The 12,347-nt window shown below is 67.5% G+C and carries 12 protein-coding genes; 11 read left to right on the plus strand and 1 reads right to left on the minus strand.

Annotated elements, in window-relative coordinates:
- The first annotated feature begins 59 nt into the window (after positions 1 to 59).
- The 6 genes from metG (at position 60) to EU513_RS07820 (ending at position 7,493) form a co-directional block, all read left to right on the plus strand.
- The gene (metG, locus tag EU513_RS07795; protein ID WP_129625318.1) at positions 60 to 1,850 is read left to right on the plus strand and encodes a methionine--tRNA ligase; all 1,791 of its coding nucleotides are present in this window, start codon (positions 60 to 62) and stop codon (positions 1,848 to 1,850) included.
- A complete protein-coding gene (locus EU513_RS07800) occupies positions 1,847 to 2,701 on the plus strand; it encodes a TatD family hydrolase (protein WP_129625319.1) in 855 nt (284 codons plus the stop codon). The genes metG and EU513_RS07800 overlap by 4 nt, the downstream gene beginning before the upstream one ends.
- A 210-nt stretch (positions 2,702 to 2,911) precedes the next feature.
- Positions 2,912 to 3,778 (plus strand): resuscitation-promoting factor, encoded by an 867-nt coding sequence (locus EU513_RS16590; RefSeq protein ID WP_129625320.1) that lies wholly within the window; start codon positions 2,912 to 2,914, stop codon positions 3,776 to 3,778.
- Positions 3,779 to 3,859: 81 nt separating this feature from the next.
- The gene (rsmA, locus tag EU513_RS07810) at positions 3,860 to 4,738 is read left to right on the plus strand and encodes a 16S rRNA (adenine(1518)-N(6)/adenine(1519)-N(6))-dimethyltransferase RsmA (protein ID WP_129625321.1); all 879 of its coding nucleotides are present in this window, start codon (positions 3,860 to 3,862) and stop codon (positions 4,736 to 4,738) included.
- 9 nt (positions 4,739 to 4,747) lie between these two features.
- Positions 4,748 to 5,674, plus strand: a complete 927-nt coding sequence (locus tag EU513_RS07815) for a 4-(cytidine 5'-diphospho)-2-C-methyl-D-erythritol kinase (protein ID WP_129625322.1) — start codon at positions 4,748 to 4,750, stop codon at positions 5,672 to 5,674.
- Positions 5,675 to 5,681: 7 nt separating this feature from the next.
- Positions 5,682 to 7,493 (plus strand): ABC-F family ATP-binding cassette domain-containing protein, encoded by a 1,812-nt coding sequence (locus EU513_RS07820; protein ID WP_129625323.1) that lies wholly within the window; start codon positions 5,682 to 5,684, stop codon positions 7,491 to 7,493.
- A gap of 121 nt (positions 7,494 to 7,614) precedes the next feature.
- On the opposite strand, the gene EU513_RS15835 is transcribed toward EU513_RS07820, so the two are convergent.
- The gene (locus EU513_RS15835; RefSeq protein ID WP_168990196.1) at positions 7,615 to 7,767 is read right to left on the minus strand and encodes a hypothetical protein; all 153 of its coding nucleotides are present in this window, start codon (positions 7,765 to 7,767) and stop codon (positions 7,615 to 7,617) included.
- Here EU513_RS15835 and EU513_RS07825 point away from each other — a divergent pair.
- From EU513_RS07825 to rplL, 5 genes are all read left to right on the plus strand, one after another.
- On the plus strand, positions 7,757 to 8,533 hold the full coding sequence (locus tag EU513_RS07825) for a hypothetical protein (RefSeq protein ID WP_129625324.1): 777 nt from the start codon (positions 7,757 to 7,759) through the stop codon (positions 8,531 to 8,533). The genes EU513_RS15835 and EU513_RS07825 overlap by 11 nt on opposite strands.
- Before the next feature lie 103 nt (positions 8,534 to 8,636).
- Positions 8,637 to 9,683 carry a hypothetical protein gene (locus tag EU513_RS07830; RefSeq protein ID WP_129625325.1) on the plus strand — a complete coding sequence of 349 codons (1,047 nt, stop codon included), beginning with the start codon at positions 8,637 to 8,639 and terminating at the stop codon, positions 9,681 to 9,683.
- A gap of 259 nt (positions 9,684 to 9,942) precedes the next feature.
- Positions 9,943 to 10,836, plus strand: coding sequence for a hypothetical protein (locus EU513_RS07835; protein ID WP_129625326.1), 894 nt, complete (start codon positions 9,943 to 9,945; stop codon positions 10,834 to 10,836).
- 302 nt (positions 10,837 to 11,138) lie between these two features.
- Positions 11,139 to 11,744 (plus strand): 50S ribosomal protein L10, encoded by a 606-nt coding sequence (gene rplJ, locus EU513_RS07840; RefSeq protein WP_129625327.1) that lies wholly within the window; start codon positions 11,139 to 11,141, stop codon positions 11,742 to 11,744.
- Between the two features lie 62 nt (positions 11,745 to 11,806).
- The gene (rplL, locus tag EU513_RS07845; RefSeq protein WP_129625328.1) at positions 11,807 to 12,196 is read left to right on the plus strand and encodes a 50S ribosomal protein L7/L12; all 390 of its coding nucleotides are present in this window, start codon (positions 11,807 to 11,809) and stop codon (positions 12,194 to 12,196) included.
- The last annotated feature ends 151 nt before the right edge of the window (positions 12,197 to 12,347 follow it).

The following is a 12,347-nucleotide window of genomic DNA, read 5'->3' on the forward strand; positions in this document are numbered from 1 at the left end:
TTCGCATTCCGGGAAAGCCCGCGCGGAGCACGCCGATCGCACTCCTAGGATGGCTGACCATGAAGGTTTTGTCCGCAGTTGCCTGGCCGTACACCAACGGTCCCCGCCACATCGGCCACGTCGCCGGTTTCGGGGTGCCCTCCGACGTGTTCAGCCGGTACATGCGGATGGCCGGCCACGACGTCCTGATGGTCAGCGGCACCGACGAGCACGGCACGCCGATCCTGGTGCTGGCCGACAAGGAGGGCGTCGGCGTCCAGGAGATCGTCGACAAGTACAACGCGGTCATCGCCCAGGACCTCACCGACCTCGGGTTGTCCTACGACCTGTTCACGCGCACGACCACACGCAACCACTACGCGGTCGTGCAGGAACTCTTCCGCGGCATCCACGACAACGGATACATGATCGAGCAGACCACGCAGACCGCGGTCAGTTCGGTCAACGGACGCACCCTGCCCGACCGGTACATCGAGGGCACCTGCCCGATCTGCAAATACCCCGAAGCGCGCGGCGACCAGTGCGACAACTGTGGCAACCAACTCGACCCGATCGACCTGATCGACCCGATCAGCAAGGTCGACGGGCAGCCGCCGAAGTTCGTCGACTCCAAGCATTTCTTCCTCGACCTGCCGGCCTTGGCGGACGCGTTGCAGCAGTGGCTGGACGAGGTCGACTCCGCCGGCACCTGGCGTCCGGGCGTCATCAATTTCGCCAAGAACATCGCCAAGGACATGCACCCGCGCGCGATGACCCGCGACATCGACTGGGGCATTCCGATCCCGGTCGAGGGCTGGGACGACAAGCGGCTGTACGTCTGGTTCGACGCGGTCATCGGCTACCTGTCGGCGTCCATCGAATGGGCACGGCGCCTGGGCGAGCCGCAGAAGTGGCGCGAGTGGTGGAACAACGCCGAGATGAAGTCCTACTACTTCCAGGGCAAGGACAACATCACCTTCCACGCCCAGATCTGGCCGGCCGAACTGCTGGCCTACATGGGCAAGGGGGACAAGGGCGGAGAGCCCGGCGGCTACGGCGACCTGCAGTTGCCGACCGAGGTGGTCGCGTCCGGCTTCCTCAACCTCGGCGCCGGCCAGTTCTCGACCAGCCGCGGCAACGTGATCTACGTCCAGGACATGGTGGCCCGCTACGGCCCGGACGCGCTGCGCTACTTCATCTGCGCCGCCGGCCCGGAGCAGCAGGACTCCACCTTCACCTGGGAGGAGTTCGTGCAGCGCAACAACTCCGAACTCGTCGCCGGGTGGGGCAACCTGGTCAACCGCACCGCCGCGATGATCGCCAAGAACTTCGGTGAGGTGCCCGCACCCGGCTCGCTCGAGCCGATCGACCAAGCGCTGCTGGCGCAGATCACCGGTGGCTTCGCGACGGTCGGCGACATGCTGGCCGAGCAGCGCCAGAAGCCGGCCATCGCCGAAGTGATGCGCCTGGTGCGCGAGGCCAACAAGTACGTGTCCGACACCGAGCCGTTCAAGCTCAAGGGCGACGACCAGCGCGAACGCCTGGCCACCGTCCTGCACACGCTCGCGCAGGCGGTGCTCGATCTCAACACGATGATGGCGCCGTTCCTGCCGCACTCCTCCAACAAGGTCGCCGAGGTGTTCGGCATCACCGAGTTCATGCCGATGCCCCGCCTGGAGCAGGTGCGCGACCTGGACGACGAGTCGCGCGGCTACCCGATCATCACCGGCGAGTACACCTCGACCCCGCGCTGGGAGTCGCGCCCGGTGACCGTCGGCACGCCGATCGCGAAGCCGACGCCGATCTTCACCAAGCTCGACCCGTCCGTGGTCGAGGAGGAGAACGCGCGGCTGGGGCAGCCGCAAGCATGAGCGGCACGCAGGGTTCCTCACATTCGACGCCGCCGGCGGCGCCGGATCCGTTGCCCCTGCCGATCGTCGACAACCACACCCATCTCGACATCAGCCGGGAGGGTCAGGGCCCCGTCGACGTCGCGGACGCGATCGCCGCGGCCAAGCGGGTCGGGGTCAACCGCATGGTGCAGGTCGGTTGCGATCTGGACGGGGCCCGCTGGACGGTCGAGGTCATCGACCGGCATCCGGAGTTGTTGGGCGGCATCGCGATCCACCCGAACGAGGCGCCCAAGCACGAGGCGCGCGGCGACCTGCGCCAGGCGTGGGACGAGATCGAACGGCTGGCCGCGCACCCGCGCGTCCGAGCGATCGGGGAGACAGGCCTCGACTACTTCCGTACGGGTCCGGACGGCGTTGCGGCGCAACAGGATTCGTTCCGATGGCATATCGACCTGGCGAAGCGCACCGGTAAGGCGCTACAGATCCACGACCGCGACTCCCACGACGACGTGCTGCGGATCCTGGCCGAGGAGGGCGCGCCGCAGAAGGTGGTGCTGCACTGCTTCTCCGGCGACGTCGCGATGGCCCGTGAGTGTGTCGACCGCGGTTACTTCCTCAGCTACTCGGGCACGGTCACCTTCAAGAACGCGCGACCGTTGCGCAACGCGCTCGCGGTGACCCCGCTGGAGCAGGTCCTGGTCGAGACCGACGCACCGTATCTCACTCCGGCACCCCACCGCGGAGCCCCGAACTCGCCCTATCTGACGCCGATCACGGTCCGTCTGATGGCGGACGTCCTCAATGTCTCCGTGCCCGCGCTGTGCCAGGCGGTCTCGGACAACAGTGAGGCCATCTACGGACCGTGGTGACGCACACCTCGTTACCAAAATTTGACCTTTTGTCGGTCCATGAGTCACGGTTGATGGGCTAGTCCCGTGGTGACACACCTCGGACGCCCGGTCACGTGTGGCCGAATCCCCGGACATTTCCGGGGACCAGTGCGAGAACGTACGGCTCGTCGAAGCCGACACCGATCGCGAGCGTCCGTCGCCGGGGAACCGTACGTCATTGGAGACATTTTGAACTTCCGCACGCCCACCCGCTCGATGACCGTCGCTGCCGCCGCCGTCGTGGCCGCACTCAGCCTCACCGCCTGTGGCGGTTCCGGCGACACCGCTGCGAACACCCCGGTGCCGACGTCCTCGACGTCCAGCGCTGCGTCGAGCATCAGCTCGTCCTCGTCCGCCACCTCCAGCTCGACCACCTCCAGCTCGACCACCTCGAGCTCGACCGCCGCCAAGGCGACCACCTCGAAGGCTGTTGCCAAGCCGTCCGCGACGGCATCGGCTGCCGCCCCGGCCCGTGCATCGCAGAGCACCCGCGCCGCCCGTTCGGCCGCGCGTCCCGTCCTCAAGACCGTCGTGGAACACCGCGTTCTGGCGTTCGACGTCGTGAGCCGCAAGGACTCCTCACTCGCCAAGGGCACCACGAAGGTCGTGCAGCGCGGCGTCGCCGGCACCCAGAAGGTCACGCTGACCCAGACCCTCCTGCAGGGCCGCATCTCCAACGTCGTGGTCGCCAAGCGTGAGACCGTGCAGCAGCCCGTGAACGAGGTCGTTGCCGTCGGCACCAAGGTCGCTGCTGCGGCTCCGTCGCGCACCACCCAGGCTCCGGCCACGCCGAAGGCCACCGGTGGCAACACCAGCAACGCGGGCATGTGGGACCGGATCGCCCAGTGCGAGTCCGGCGGCAACTGGTCGATCAACACCGGCAACGGTTACTACGGCGGCCTGCAGTTCGCGCAGGGCACCTGGGCCGCGATGGGCGGCACCGCCTTCGCGCCGCGCGCCGACCTCGCCTCCCGCGCCCAGCAGATCACCATCGCCAACAAGCTGTACGCCCAGGCCGGGCTGCAGCCGTGGGGCTGCGCACACGCTGCCGGCTGATCGAGGCATCGTCACTACAGCGGTAGTACAGGAAAGTGGGCGCAACAGCGTCCACTTTCCTGTTGTCGTTAGGCTCGCGGAGTGACTGACCAGCCTGCCGCCGACGAGGCCTTGCTCGGGCCTGCCGAGATCCGTGAACTCGCGGCCGGGCTCGACATCCGCCCGACCAAGCAGTGGGGACAGAACTTCGTCATCGACAAGGGCACGGTCCGCAAGATCGTCCGGCTGGCCGGTGTCGGCGCCGACGACGTCGTGGTGGAGGTGGGTCCCGGACTCGGTTCGCTGACCCTGGCGCTGCTGCCGCAGGTACGTCAGGTCGTCGCCGTCGAGATCGACCGGCGCCTGGCCGAACAACTGCCCAAGACCGTCGAGACGATGGCGCCCGCCGTGCTCGACCGGTTGCGCGTCGTCCAGCAGGACGCCTTGACGGTCACCGAACTGCCCGACCCCCAGCCCACCGCGCTCGTCGCGAACCTGCCCTACAACGTCTCGGTGCCGGTGGTGCTGTCGATGCTGCAGCGCTTCCCGAGCATCGAGAAGGTGCTGGTGATGGTGCAACTCGAGGTCGCCGAGCGGCTCGCGGCCGGGCCCGGCAGCAAGGTGTACGGAGTGCCGAGCGTGAAGGCCGCCTGGTACGCCGACGTGCGCCTCGCCGACAAGGTCGGGCGCAATGTCTTCTGGCCCGCGCCGAACGTCGACTCCGGTCTGGTCTCGATGGTTCGCCGGGAGCCGCCGCGCACCGATGTGCCGGCGGCGCAGGTGTTCGCGTGCGTCGACGCCGCGTTCGCGCAACGCCGAAAGACCCTGCGTGCGGCGCTCGCCGGATGGGCCGGATCGCCTGCCGCAGCCGAAGAGGCACTCGTCCGGGCCGGCATCGACCCGACCCTGCGCGGGGAGCGCCTGTCGGTGCATGACTTCGCTGCGCTCGCGGCGGCTCGCGCCGCCCCGTCGAACGCATAGGGTGCAGACATGGCCGCCAAACAACCAGGGGTGACGGTTCGCGCACCCGCGAAGGTGAACCTGTGCCTCGGCGTGGGCCCGGTGCAGGGCGACGGCTACCACCCGCTCGCGACGGTGTTCCACGCCGTCGACCTGACCGACACCGTGACGGTGCGTCCGTCCAAGCGCTGGGAGTGCACGGTCACCGGCCCGTACGCCGACCGCGTACCAACCGGCGGTTCGAACCTCGCGATGCGCGTGGCGCAGCGGCTCGCCGACGAGTGCTTCGAGGCCGGTCCGGTCTCGATGACGATCGACAAGTCGATCCCGGTCGCCGGTGGAATGGCCGGCGGATCGGCCGACGCGGCGGCTGCGATCATCGCGATCGACCAGTTGTTCGACCTGCAGCTCACCAAACTCGACCACCACGAGCTGGCCACCGACATCGGCGCCGACGTGCCGTTCATCCTCGCCGGCGGCACCGCGCTCGGCACCGGCCGCGGTGACCAGTTGGCTCCGGTGCTGACCACCGGTCGCTACGAATGGGTCTTCGCCCTGCAGGACGACGGGCTGTCGACGCCCGCGGTGTACGCGGAGTTCGACCGACTCAACAAGGGACGCAAGGTGCCGCTCCCGCAGGCTCCGGAGGAGATGATCGCGGCGCTGCGCAGCGGCGACCCCCGCGAGCTCGCGGGGGCCCTGTCCAACGATCTGCAGGAGGCGGCGATCTCCCTCATGCCGAAACTGCAGAAGACGATCGACACCGGTTTGGCCGAAGGCGCGCTCGGTGCGATCGTGTCCGGCTCCGGCCCGACCGTGGCTTTCCTGTGTGCCGACCGTGCGGCTGCTCTCGACCTGATGGTGGGGCTCACGGCCAGCGGGGTCGCGGACGACGTGGTGTCGGCCGGTGGCCCGCACCCGGGTGCGCGGGTCGTTTCGAATATGCGAACTGTCTGAAGGATCGATGGCGAATCTCATTGCTGCCGAGCGGATTTCGCTTGCGCTCGGCACCCAGCAGTTGCTCGACGAAGTTTCTCTCGGTGTAGGCACCGGTGACCGGATCGGCATCGTGGGCCGTAACGGTGGTGGCAAGACCACGCTGCTGTCGGTGTTCGCCGGCAAGCAACCGATCGATTCGGGTCGCTTGACTCGCACCGCAGGTCTCACCGTCGGGGTGCTCACCCAGCAGGACGGCCTGTCGCCCGAGTCCACCGTCGCCGAGGCGGTGCTCGGTGATCTCGCCGAACACGAATGGGCCGGTCAGGCCCGCGTCCGGGAGATCCTCGACGGCCTGCTCGGCGGGGTCTCCTTGTCGGCGGTCGGCGGTCACGACGCACTCGTCGGACCCTTGTCGGGTGGTGAGCGGCGTCGAGTTTCGTTGGCGCGCTTGCTGATCGACGACCCCGACGTGCTGCTGCTCGACGAGCCGACCAACCACCTGGACGTCGAGGGCGTGCAGTGGCTGGCGACCTACCTGTCCACCCGGCGGGCCACGGCGGGCAACGCGCTCGTGACCATCACCCACGACCGGTGGTTCCTGGACGCCGTCGCCACCCTCACCTGGGAGGTCGTCGACGGACGGGTCGAGCAGTACGAAGGCGGATACGCCGCGTACGTGCTGGCGAAGGCCGAGCGGTCACGGGTGGCAGCGGCCACCGAGGACCGTCGACAGAACCTTCTGCGCAAGGAACTCGCCTGGCTGCGAAGGGGAGCGCCCGCCCGTACCTCGAAGCCGAAGTTCCGCATCGACGCTGCCAACGAACTCATCAAAAGCGAGCCCGACCCACGCAACGAGGTCGAACTGGTGCGTTTCGCGACGACCCGTCTCGGCAAGGACGTCATCGACCTGCTGGACGCGTCGGTCAGCGTGGGTGATCGCGAACTGATCACCAAGCAGACCTGGCGGCTGGCTCCCGGCGAGCGCACCGGCATCGTCGGAGTGAACGGCGCCGGCAAGTCGACGCTGCTGCGCGCGATCGCCGGCCTGCACCCGCTGTCGGCCGGCAAGCGCAAGGAGGGCCGCACCGTCCAATTGGCCTTCCTGACCCAGGAACTGCGCGAACTGGACGAGGTGATGGGGCTGAAGGTGATCGACGCAATCACCGAGGTGAAGTCGTACATCATGCTCGAGGGCAAGGAGACGAGTGCGTCGTCCCTGGCCAAACGCTTGGGGTTCAGCGGCTCTCGTCAGCAGACCCGGGTTTCCGATCTCTCCGGTGGCGAGCGTCGCCGGCTGCAGTTCCTGCGGTTGCTGATGACCGAACCCAATGTGCTGATGCTCGACGAGCCCACCAACGACCTCGACATCGAGACGCTCACCTCGATGGAGGACGTGCTGGACGGCTGGGCCGGCACCCTGCTCGTCGTCTCCCACGACCGGTACCTGCTGGAGCGCATGTGCAACCGTCAGGTCGCGCTGTTGGGCGACGGACGCATCCGTGAACTACCCGGCGGCGTGGAGCAGTTCCTCGAACTTCGTTCTGCCGCAACGCGATCGGAGACTTCCACGGCGCCCACGTCAGCGTCGGCCGCTGCCGCGGCGTCCGCCGGTTTGTCGGCCGGAGAGGTCCGCGAACTTCGCAAGACCGTCGCCCGTCTCGAGAAGTCACTGGCCCGCAGCGCCGAGCGCGAGCAGCGGTTGCACCAGCAGTTGCTCGAGGCCGCGACCGATCACGTCAAGGCGGCCGAACTCGACGCGCAGTTGCGGGAGGTACACGCCGAACGCGAGCAACTCGAGATGGGATGGCTCGAAGCGGCTGAACGACTCGACGACTGACGCGTCCCGAAGCGTTACCTTTGGGGGAGTGCTCGGCAGGGGGTCGCGCGCCTTGAGGGGGAGCCATGCGAAAGATCGCAGTCACGGTCACATTGGCGAGTGCGTTGGCGCTCACGGGATGTCAGGACAACAAGGTCAATCCGGCTCCGACGTCCGGCACGAGCAGCGCGAGCACCTCATCGAGCACGAGCACGAGTTCGGGTGTGGCACCGACGTCCACGTCGAGCACGAGCAGCAGCGAATCGTCCTCCGCGGCTCCGGCGGTGGGCAGCAAGGTCCCGGGAGCGACCCTGGCGCAGCAGATCCACGCGGCGCTCACGGACGCCAAGACGGTGAAGTACTACTCCGGCAACCTCGGTTCTGCGCAAAGTTCGTCCCCGAGCTCGGACAGCCTCACCGACACGGTGCAGCTGAAGCTGGACGACCCGATGACGGCCGCCTTCACCGACGGCGGTTCGAGCAAGCGGGACGTCGTCGCGGTCGACGGTGTGGTCTACGGGTACGACCGCCGGTCGAAGAACTGGGTGAAGCAGTCGCAGACACCGAGCCCGCTGGAGCAACAGTTCGTCGCCACGTACACCTCGCAGATCGCAGAGCTCGACCCGCGCGTGGCCGCCGACATGCTCAGTGCGGGCGAGGCCGTGGTCAAGGGGCAGACCACCATCGGCGGTGTCCGGGCCACCCACTATGCGGTCACCGCCACCGGTGCTGCACTGATGGACAAGCAGGTCGCCTCGATGAAGGCGCACGGTTGCGACCTGCTCGCGGTGCCGGAGATCAAGAAGTCGTTCGACAAGGCGAAGGCGAAGGATGGCGCCACGCAGTACACGCTCGAGGTCTTCCTCGACCCGCAGAACCGGCCGTTGGTGTACCTCGAGCCGACGAAGGGGGGCGGCTCGAAGTCGGGTCGCGACTACGCGAAGTACACCGGGTACGGCGACGAGTTGAGTATCGAGGCGCCCTCGTCGTGGAAGACCTTCGCCGAGGTGGAGAAGCTGTCCCCGACGGCGTCTGCCCGCACATCCAGCTCGTCCTCCTGAGGTTCGGGTCACGGTTGCGTGACAACGGCATCCGAATGGAGTGTGCCGTCGTAATCTGATCAGGCACGGTTCTCGCCGTCGCAACGTCAGCAAGGGGAGAGTCATGCGCACCATCGCAGCCGCCGCAGTCGCCGCCATCACCGTCGTGTCCCTCGCGGGCTGCGGCCAGCGGCCGACCGAACAGCCCGCCGCCTCCTCGCCGACGAGCACGAGTGCGCCGTCGTCGACGTCGTCCCCGAAGACCACCTCGTCGACTGCTGCGAGTGCCACCTCGTCGAGTTCGACGACGGCATCGTCGTTCACCAAGCCGGCTGCCGGCGGGAAGGTCGACGCGGCTGCGTTCACCGACACGGTGTGGGGTGCGGTCGATGCGGCGAAATCGGTGAAGCTGGCGCTGTCGGTGCCCGGCGAGGAGACGATCAAGATGGTCGTGGCCAAGCCCGGCCCGAACCGCACCGACCTCGAGATGAGCGACGGCGAGAGCGGTTCCATGCGGATCGTCGACGGCTCGCTCTATTTCCCGATCCCGCCGGAAGAGCGCCAGAACGGCAAGTCCTGGGTCGTTGTCGACAAGAACACCGAGTCCCCGATGGGCAAGATGATGAGCATGGCGCTGTCGTCGATGACCTCGATGGCGCAAGGGGATCTGCAGCGCGGCGCCATGGCCAAGGCCGCGGTGACCTTCGTCGGTGACGAGAAGGACGGCGCTCACTACCGGGTGGCAGTGCCGGCGACCGCGATGCTCGATGCCATGCAGAAGATGTTCGACACCGTCGTCTCCGGCGCAGGTGCCTCCGCGTCCTCGTCGATGGCCAAGGAGATGAAGCAGGCACGCACCAAGCTCGCCGGAAAGACGGTCAGCTACGACTACTGGCTGGACGCCTCCGAGCGGCCGGCCGTGGTCGTCGCCGACCTGTCGTCGTTCCACGGCGCGATGGCCGATGGCGAACTGCCCAAGGACGCGATGGGGCCGGCGAAGATGACCGTTCGCTATTCCGAATGGAACGTCCCGGTGCGGGTGGTCGCTCCGCCGGCCGCGCAGACGATGTCCTTCGACGAGGCGATGAAGAGCCTGGGCGACGCGGGCATGTTCGGCCCGGGTGGCACCGGCGAAGAGACCGCGTCCAGCAGCGCGTCCTCGCCGGCCTGATCGCTCAACCGCTCACCGCAGCCGGCGTCTCCTGCAGCAGATCGTCCGCGTCGATCCTGTTCGGTCGAGTTCGTGCTCGATTCCGGTGGTGTCGTGGTCGGTGTGCGTGGCGGGCCCCCTTGGTCGTCAATGATCCTTCATCATTCGAGGACGCGGCCACACCTGCGTTTCGTCAACACAGGCTCGTCGCACCTGGGTCGCCCGTACGATTGGTCGACGGTCGATCCCTCGTCGGCCGCTGCGACACAAGGGAACTTACATGCGAAACATCTTCGGATCGGCGCTTCTCGCGGCCGGCCTGACCGCCACTCTGACCGCGTGCGGCGGCAGCGACGACGGCGCGTCCTCGACCACGTCCTCGACCATGTCTTCGAAGACGGCGTCCGCCTCGTCCTCGTCGACCAGCAGCAAGCCGACCCCGACCGGACCGACCCCCGGGGCCACCGTTGACGCGAAGGCGTGGGCCGACACGTCCGACAAGGCACTCAAAGCAGAGAAGTCGTATCGGATCAGCGAGGTGAGCACGGCCGATTCGGGCACGACCACCGGCGCGATGGTGCGTGGTGCAGGTGATCGCGTCGACCTGATGGCCGAGATGCCCGGCGAGGGCGGCCTTCGCTACATCGACGGGAACGCCTACATCCAGTCGCCGGAACTGCCGGGCAAGTGGATCAAGTTCGACAAGACGAGCACGAACCCCGAGGTGAAGAACTTCCTGGAGGGAGTGCGGCGCGACGTCGACGGCGACGAGGACATCAACGTCCTGGCTGCGGGCAAGGTCACCTTCGTCGGTGACGAGGCCGAAGGCAAGCACTACAAGGCCCAGGCACCGGCTGATCGGTTCTACGAGGACGAGGTGGACGAGGACTCCGAGACCGAGCAGGGCGGCCCGGTCGACCGCAAGGCGGACAAGGCCAAGCTGAAGGACAGGACGGTCGACATCGATGTCTGGCTCGACGCCAAGAACCGCCCGGTGAAGGTGAAGACCGACTCGACCGGCCTGAGTGGTCTGGGCTTGTCGGCGAAGACGTCCGACGTCGTGTTCGTCTCCACGACGACCTACTCCGGCTGGGGCGAATCCGTGAAGATCGAGGTGCCGCCGGCAGCCGCCACGGTCAGCGCCGACGCGCTGTCCGGCCAGGGTCAGGCCTGACACCGGACGCGGACGGGTTCGCGCCCGTCCGCGTCCACCGGCTTCTCTCCATGCTCCGGGCGATTTGGTCGGATGCGACATGCGCCCGTAGCATTGAGTCACCAATGACCGCCGGTCGGTGCGATCCCGTGAGGGAAAGCGTCCGAAGGTCCCGCCGAAACGGGCGACCAGCGTAGGTGAGCACAAGGCAATTCCACGAACGTACGCATGCCGTACGTCCCTGCGAGCCCTGAGCGCATCTGCGCCGGGGCTCTTTTCGTTGTGGCCACGGCGATCGGCAACCACGATCGAAGGAGGTCCGCATGGCGAAGTCCGACAAGAACGCCGCCATTGCCGAACTTACGGACAAGTTCCGTGAGTCGGGTGCGGCCGTGTTGACGGAGTACCGCGGTCTGACCGTGGCGCAGCTGACCCAGCTGCGTACTGATCTCCGCGAGCACGCGACCTACGCCGTGGTGAAGAACACGCTCACCGAGCGTGCTGCCAACGAAGCCGGTGTCACCGCCTTCGACGGTCAGCTCGTCGGACCTTCCGCGATCGCTTTCGTCACCGGGGACCCGGTGGAGGCGGCCAAGAAGTTGCGCGACTTCGCCAAGGCGAACCCGCTCCTCGTGATCAAGGGTGGCGTGCTTGACGGCAAGCCGCTCTCGGCCGAGGAGATCACCAAGCTCGCGAGCTTGGAGTCCCGCGAGGTGCTTCTGGCCAAGCTGGCCGGCGCGATGAACGCGTCGCTCAGCCAGGCTGTGTACCTCTTTGCTGCCCCGCTGTCGCAGACCGCCCGTGTGGTGGACGCGCTGCGTGCCAAGGTCGAGACCGAGGGCCCCGCGTCCCCGGCCGCCGACGAGGCACCGGCTGCTGCAGACGAGGCCGGCACCACCGACGTCGCCGAGGGTGGCGACGAGAACTGAGCACCCGCTCGGTTCGCACTTTCACACACAGCCACTCACGGCATTAACGAAAGGAAGCCATCATGGCGAAGCTCAGCACTGACGAGCTCCTTGAGGCCTTCAAGGAAATGACCCTCATCGAGCTCTCGGAGTTCGTGAAGCAGTTCGAGGACACCTTCAACGTCACCGCTGCGGCCCCGGTCGCGGTTGCTGGCGCTGCCCCGGCAGCAGGCGGCGGCGACGCCGGCGCTGCTGAGGAGCAGTCGGAGTTCGACGTCGTTCTGGTCGCTGCCGGCGACAAGAAGATCGGCGTCATCAAGGAGGTCCGCGCGCTGACCTCCCTCGGTCTGAAGGAAGCCAAGGACCTCGTCGACGGCGCTCCCAAGCCCGTCCTGGAGAAGGTCGACAAGGCTGCCGCCGACAAGGCCAAGGAGCAGCTCGAGGGCGCCGGCGCCACCGTCGAGCTCAAGTGAGCCTCGCTGCCTAGGCAGCAACTCTCGCGAAGCGGGTCGGACCGAAGGGTCCGGCCCGCTTTGTCGTCGGACGGTGATCAACGGTGGTCGAGTAGGTGCGGATCCGGTGGTCGAGTAGGTGCGGATCACGGTGGTCGAGTAGGTGCGGATC

The sequence above is a fragment of the Yimella sp. RIT 621 genome (assembly GCF_004146205.1).
Taxonomy (GTDB): domain Bacteria; phylum Actinomycetota; class Actinomycetes; order Actinomycetales; family Dermatophilaceae; genus Yimella; species Yimella lutea.

Excerpts from the sequence above, each read along its gene's own strand:
- rplJ (WP_129625327.1), top strand. The coding sequence starts at position 11,139 with ATGGCGAAGTCCGACAAGAACGCCGCCATTGCCGAACTTACGGACAAG.
- EU513_RS07830 (WP_129625325.1), top strand. The coding sequence starts at position 8,637 with ATGCGCACCATCGCAGCCGCCGCAGTCGCCGCCATCACCGTCGTGTCC.
- EU513_RS07815 (WP_129625322.1), top strand. The coding sequence starts at position 4,748 with ATGGCCGCCAAACAACCAGGGGTGACGGTTCGCGCACCCGCGAAGGTG.
- metG (WP_129625318.1), top strand. The coding sequence starts at position 60 with ATGAAGGTTTTGTCCGCAGTTGCCTGGCCGTACACCAACGGTCCCCGC.
- EU513_RS07800 (WP_129625319.1), top strand. The coding sequence starts at position 1,847 with ATGAGCGGCACGCAGGGTTCCTCACATTCGACGCCGCCGGCGGCGCCG.
- rplL (WP_129625328.1), top strand. The coding sequence starts at position 11,807 with ATGGCGAAGCTCAGCACTGACGAGCTCCTTGAGGCCTTCAAGGAAATG.
- EU513_RS07835 (WP_129625326.1), top strand. The coding sequence starts at position 9,943 with ATGCGAAACATCTTCGGATCGGCGCTTCTCGCGGCCGGCCTGACCGCC.
- EU513_RS07820 (WP_129625323.1), top strand. The coding sequence starts at position 5,682 with ATGGCGAATCTCATTGCTGCCGAGCGGATTTCGCTTGCGCTCGGCACC.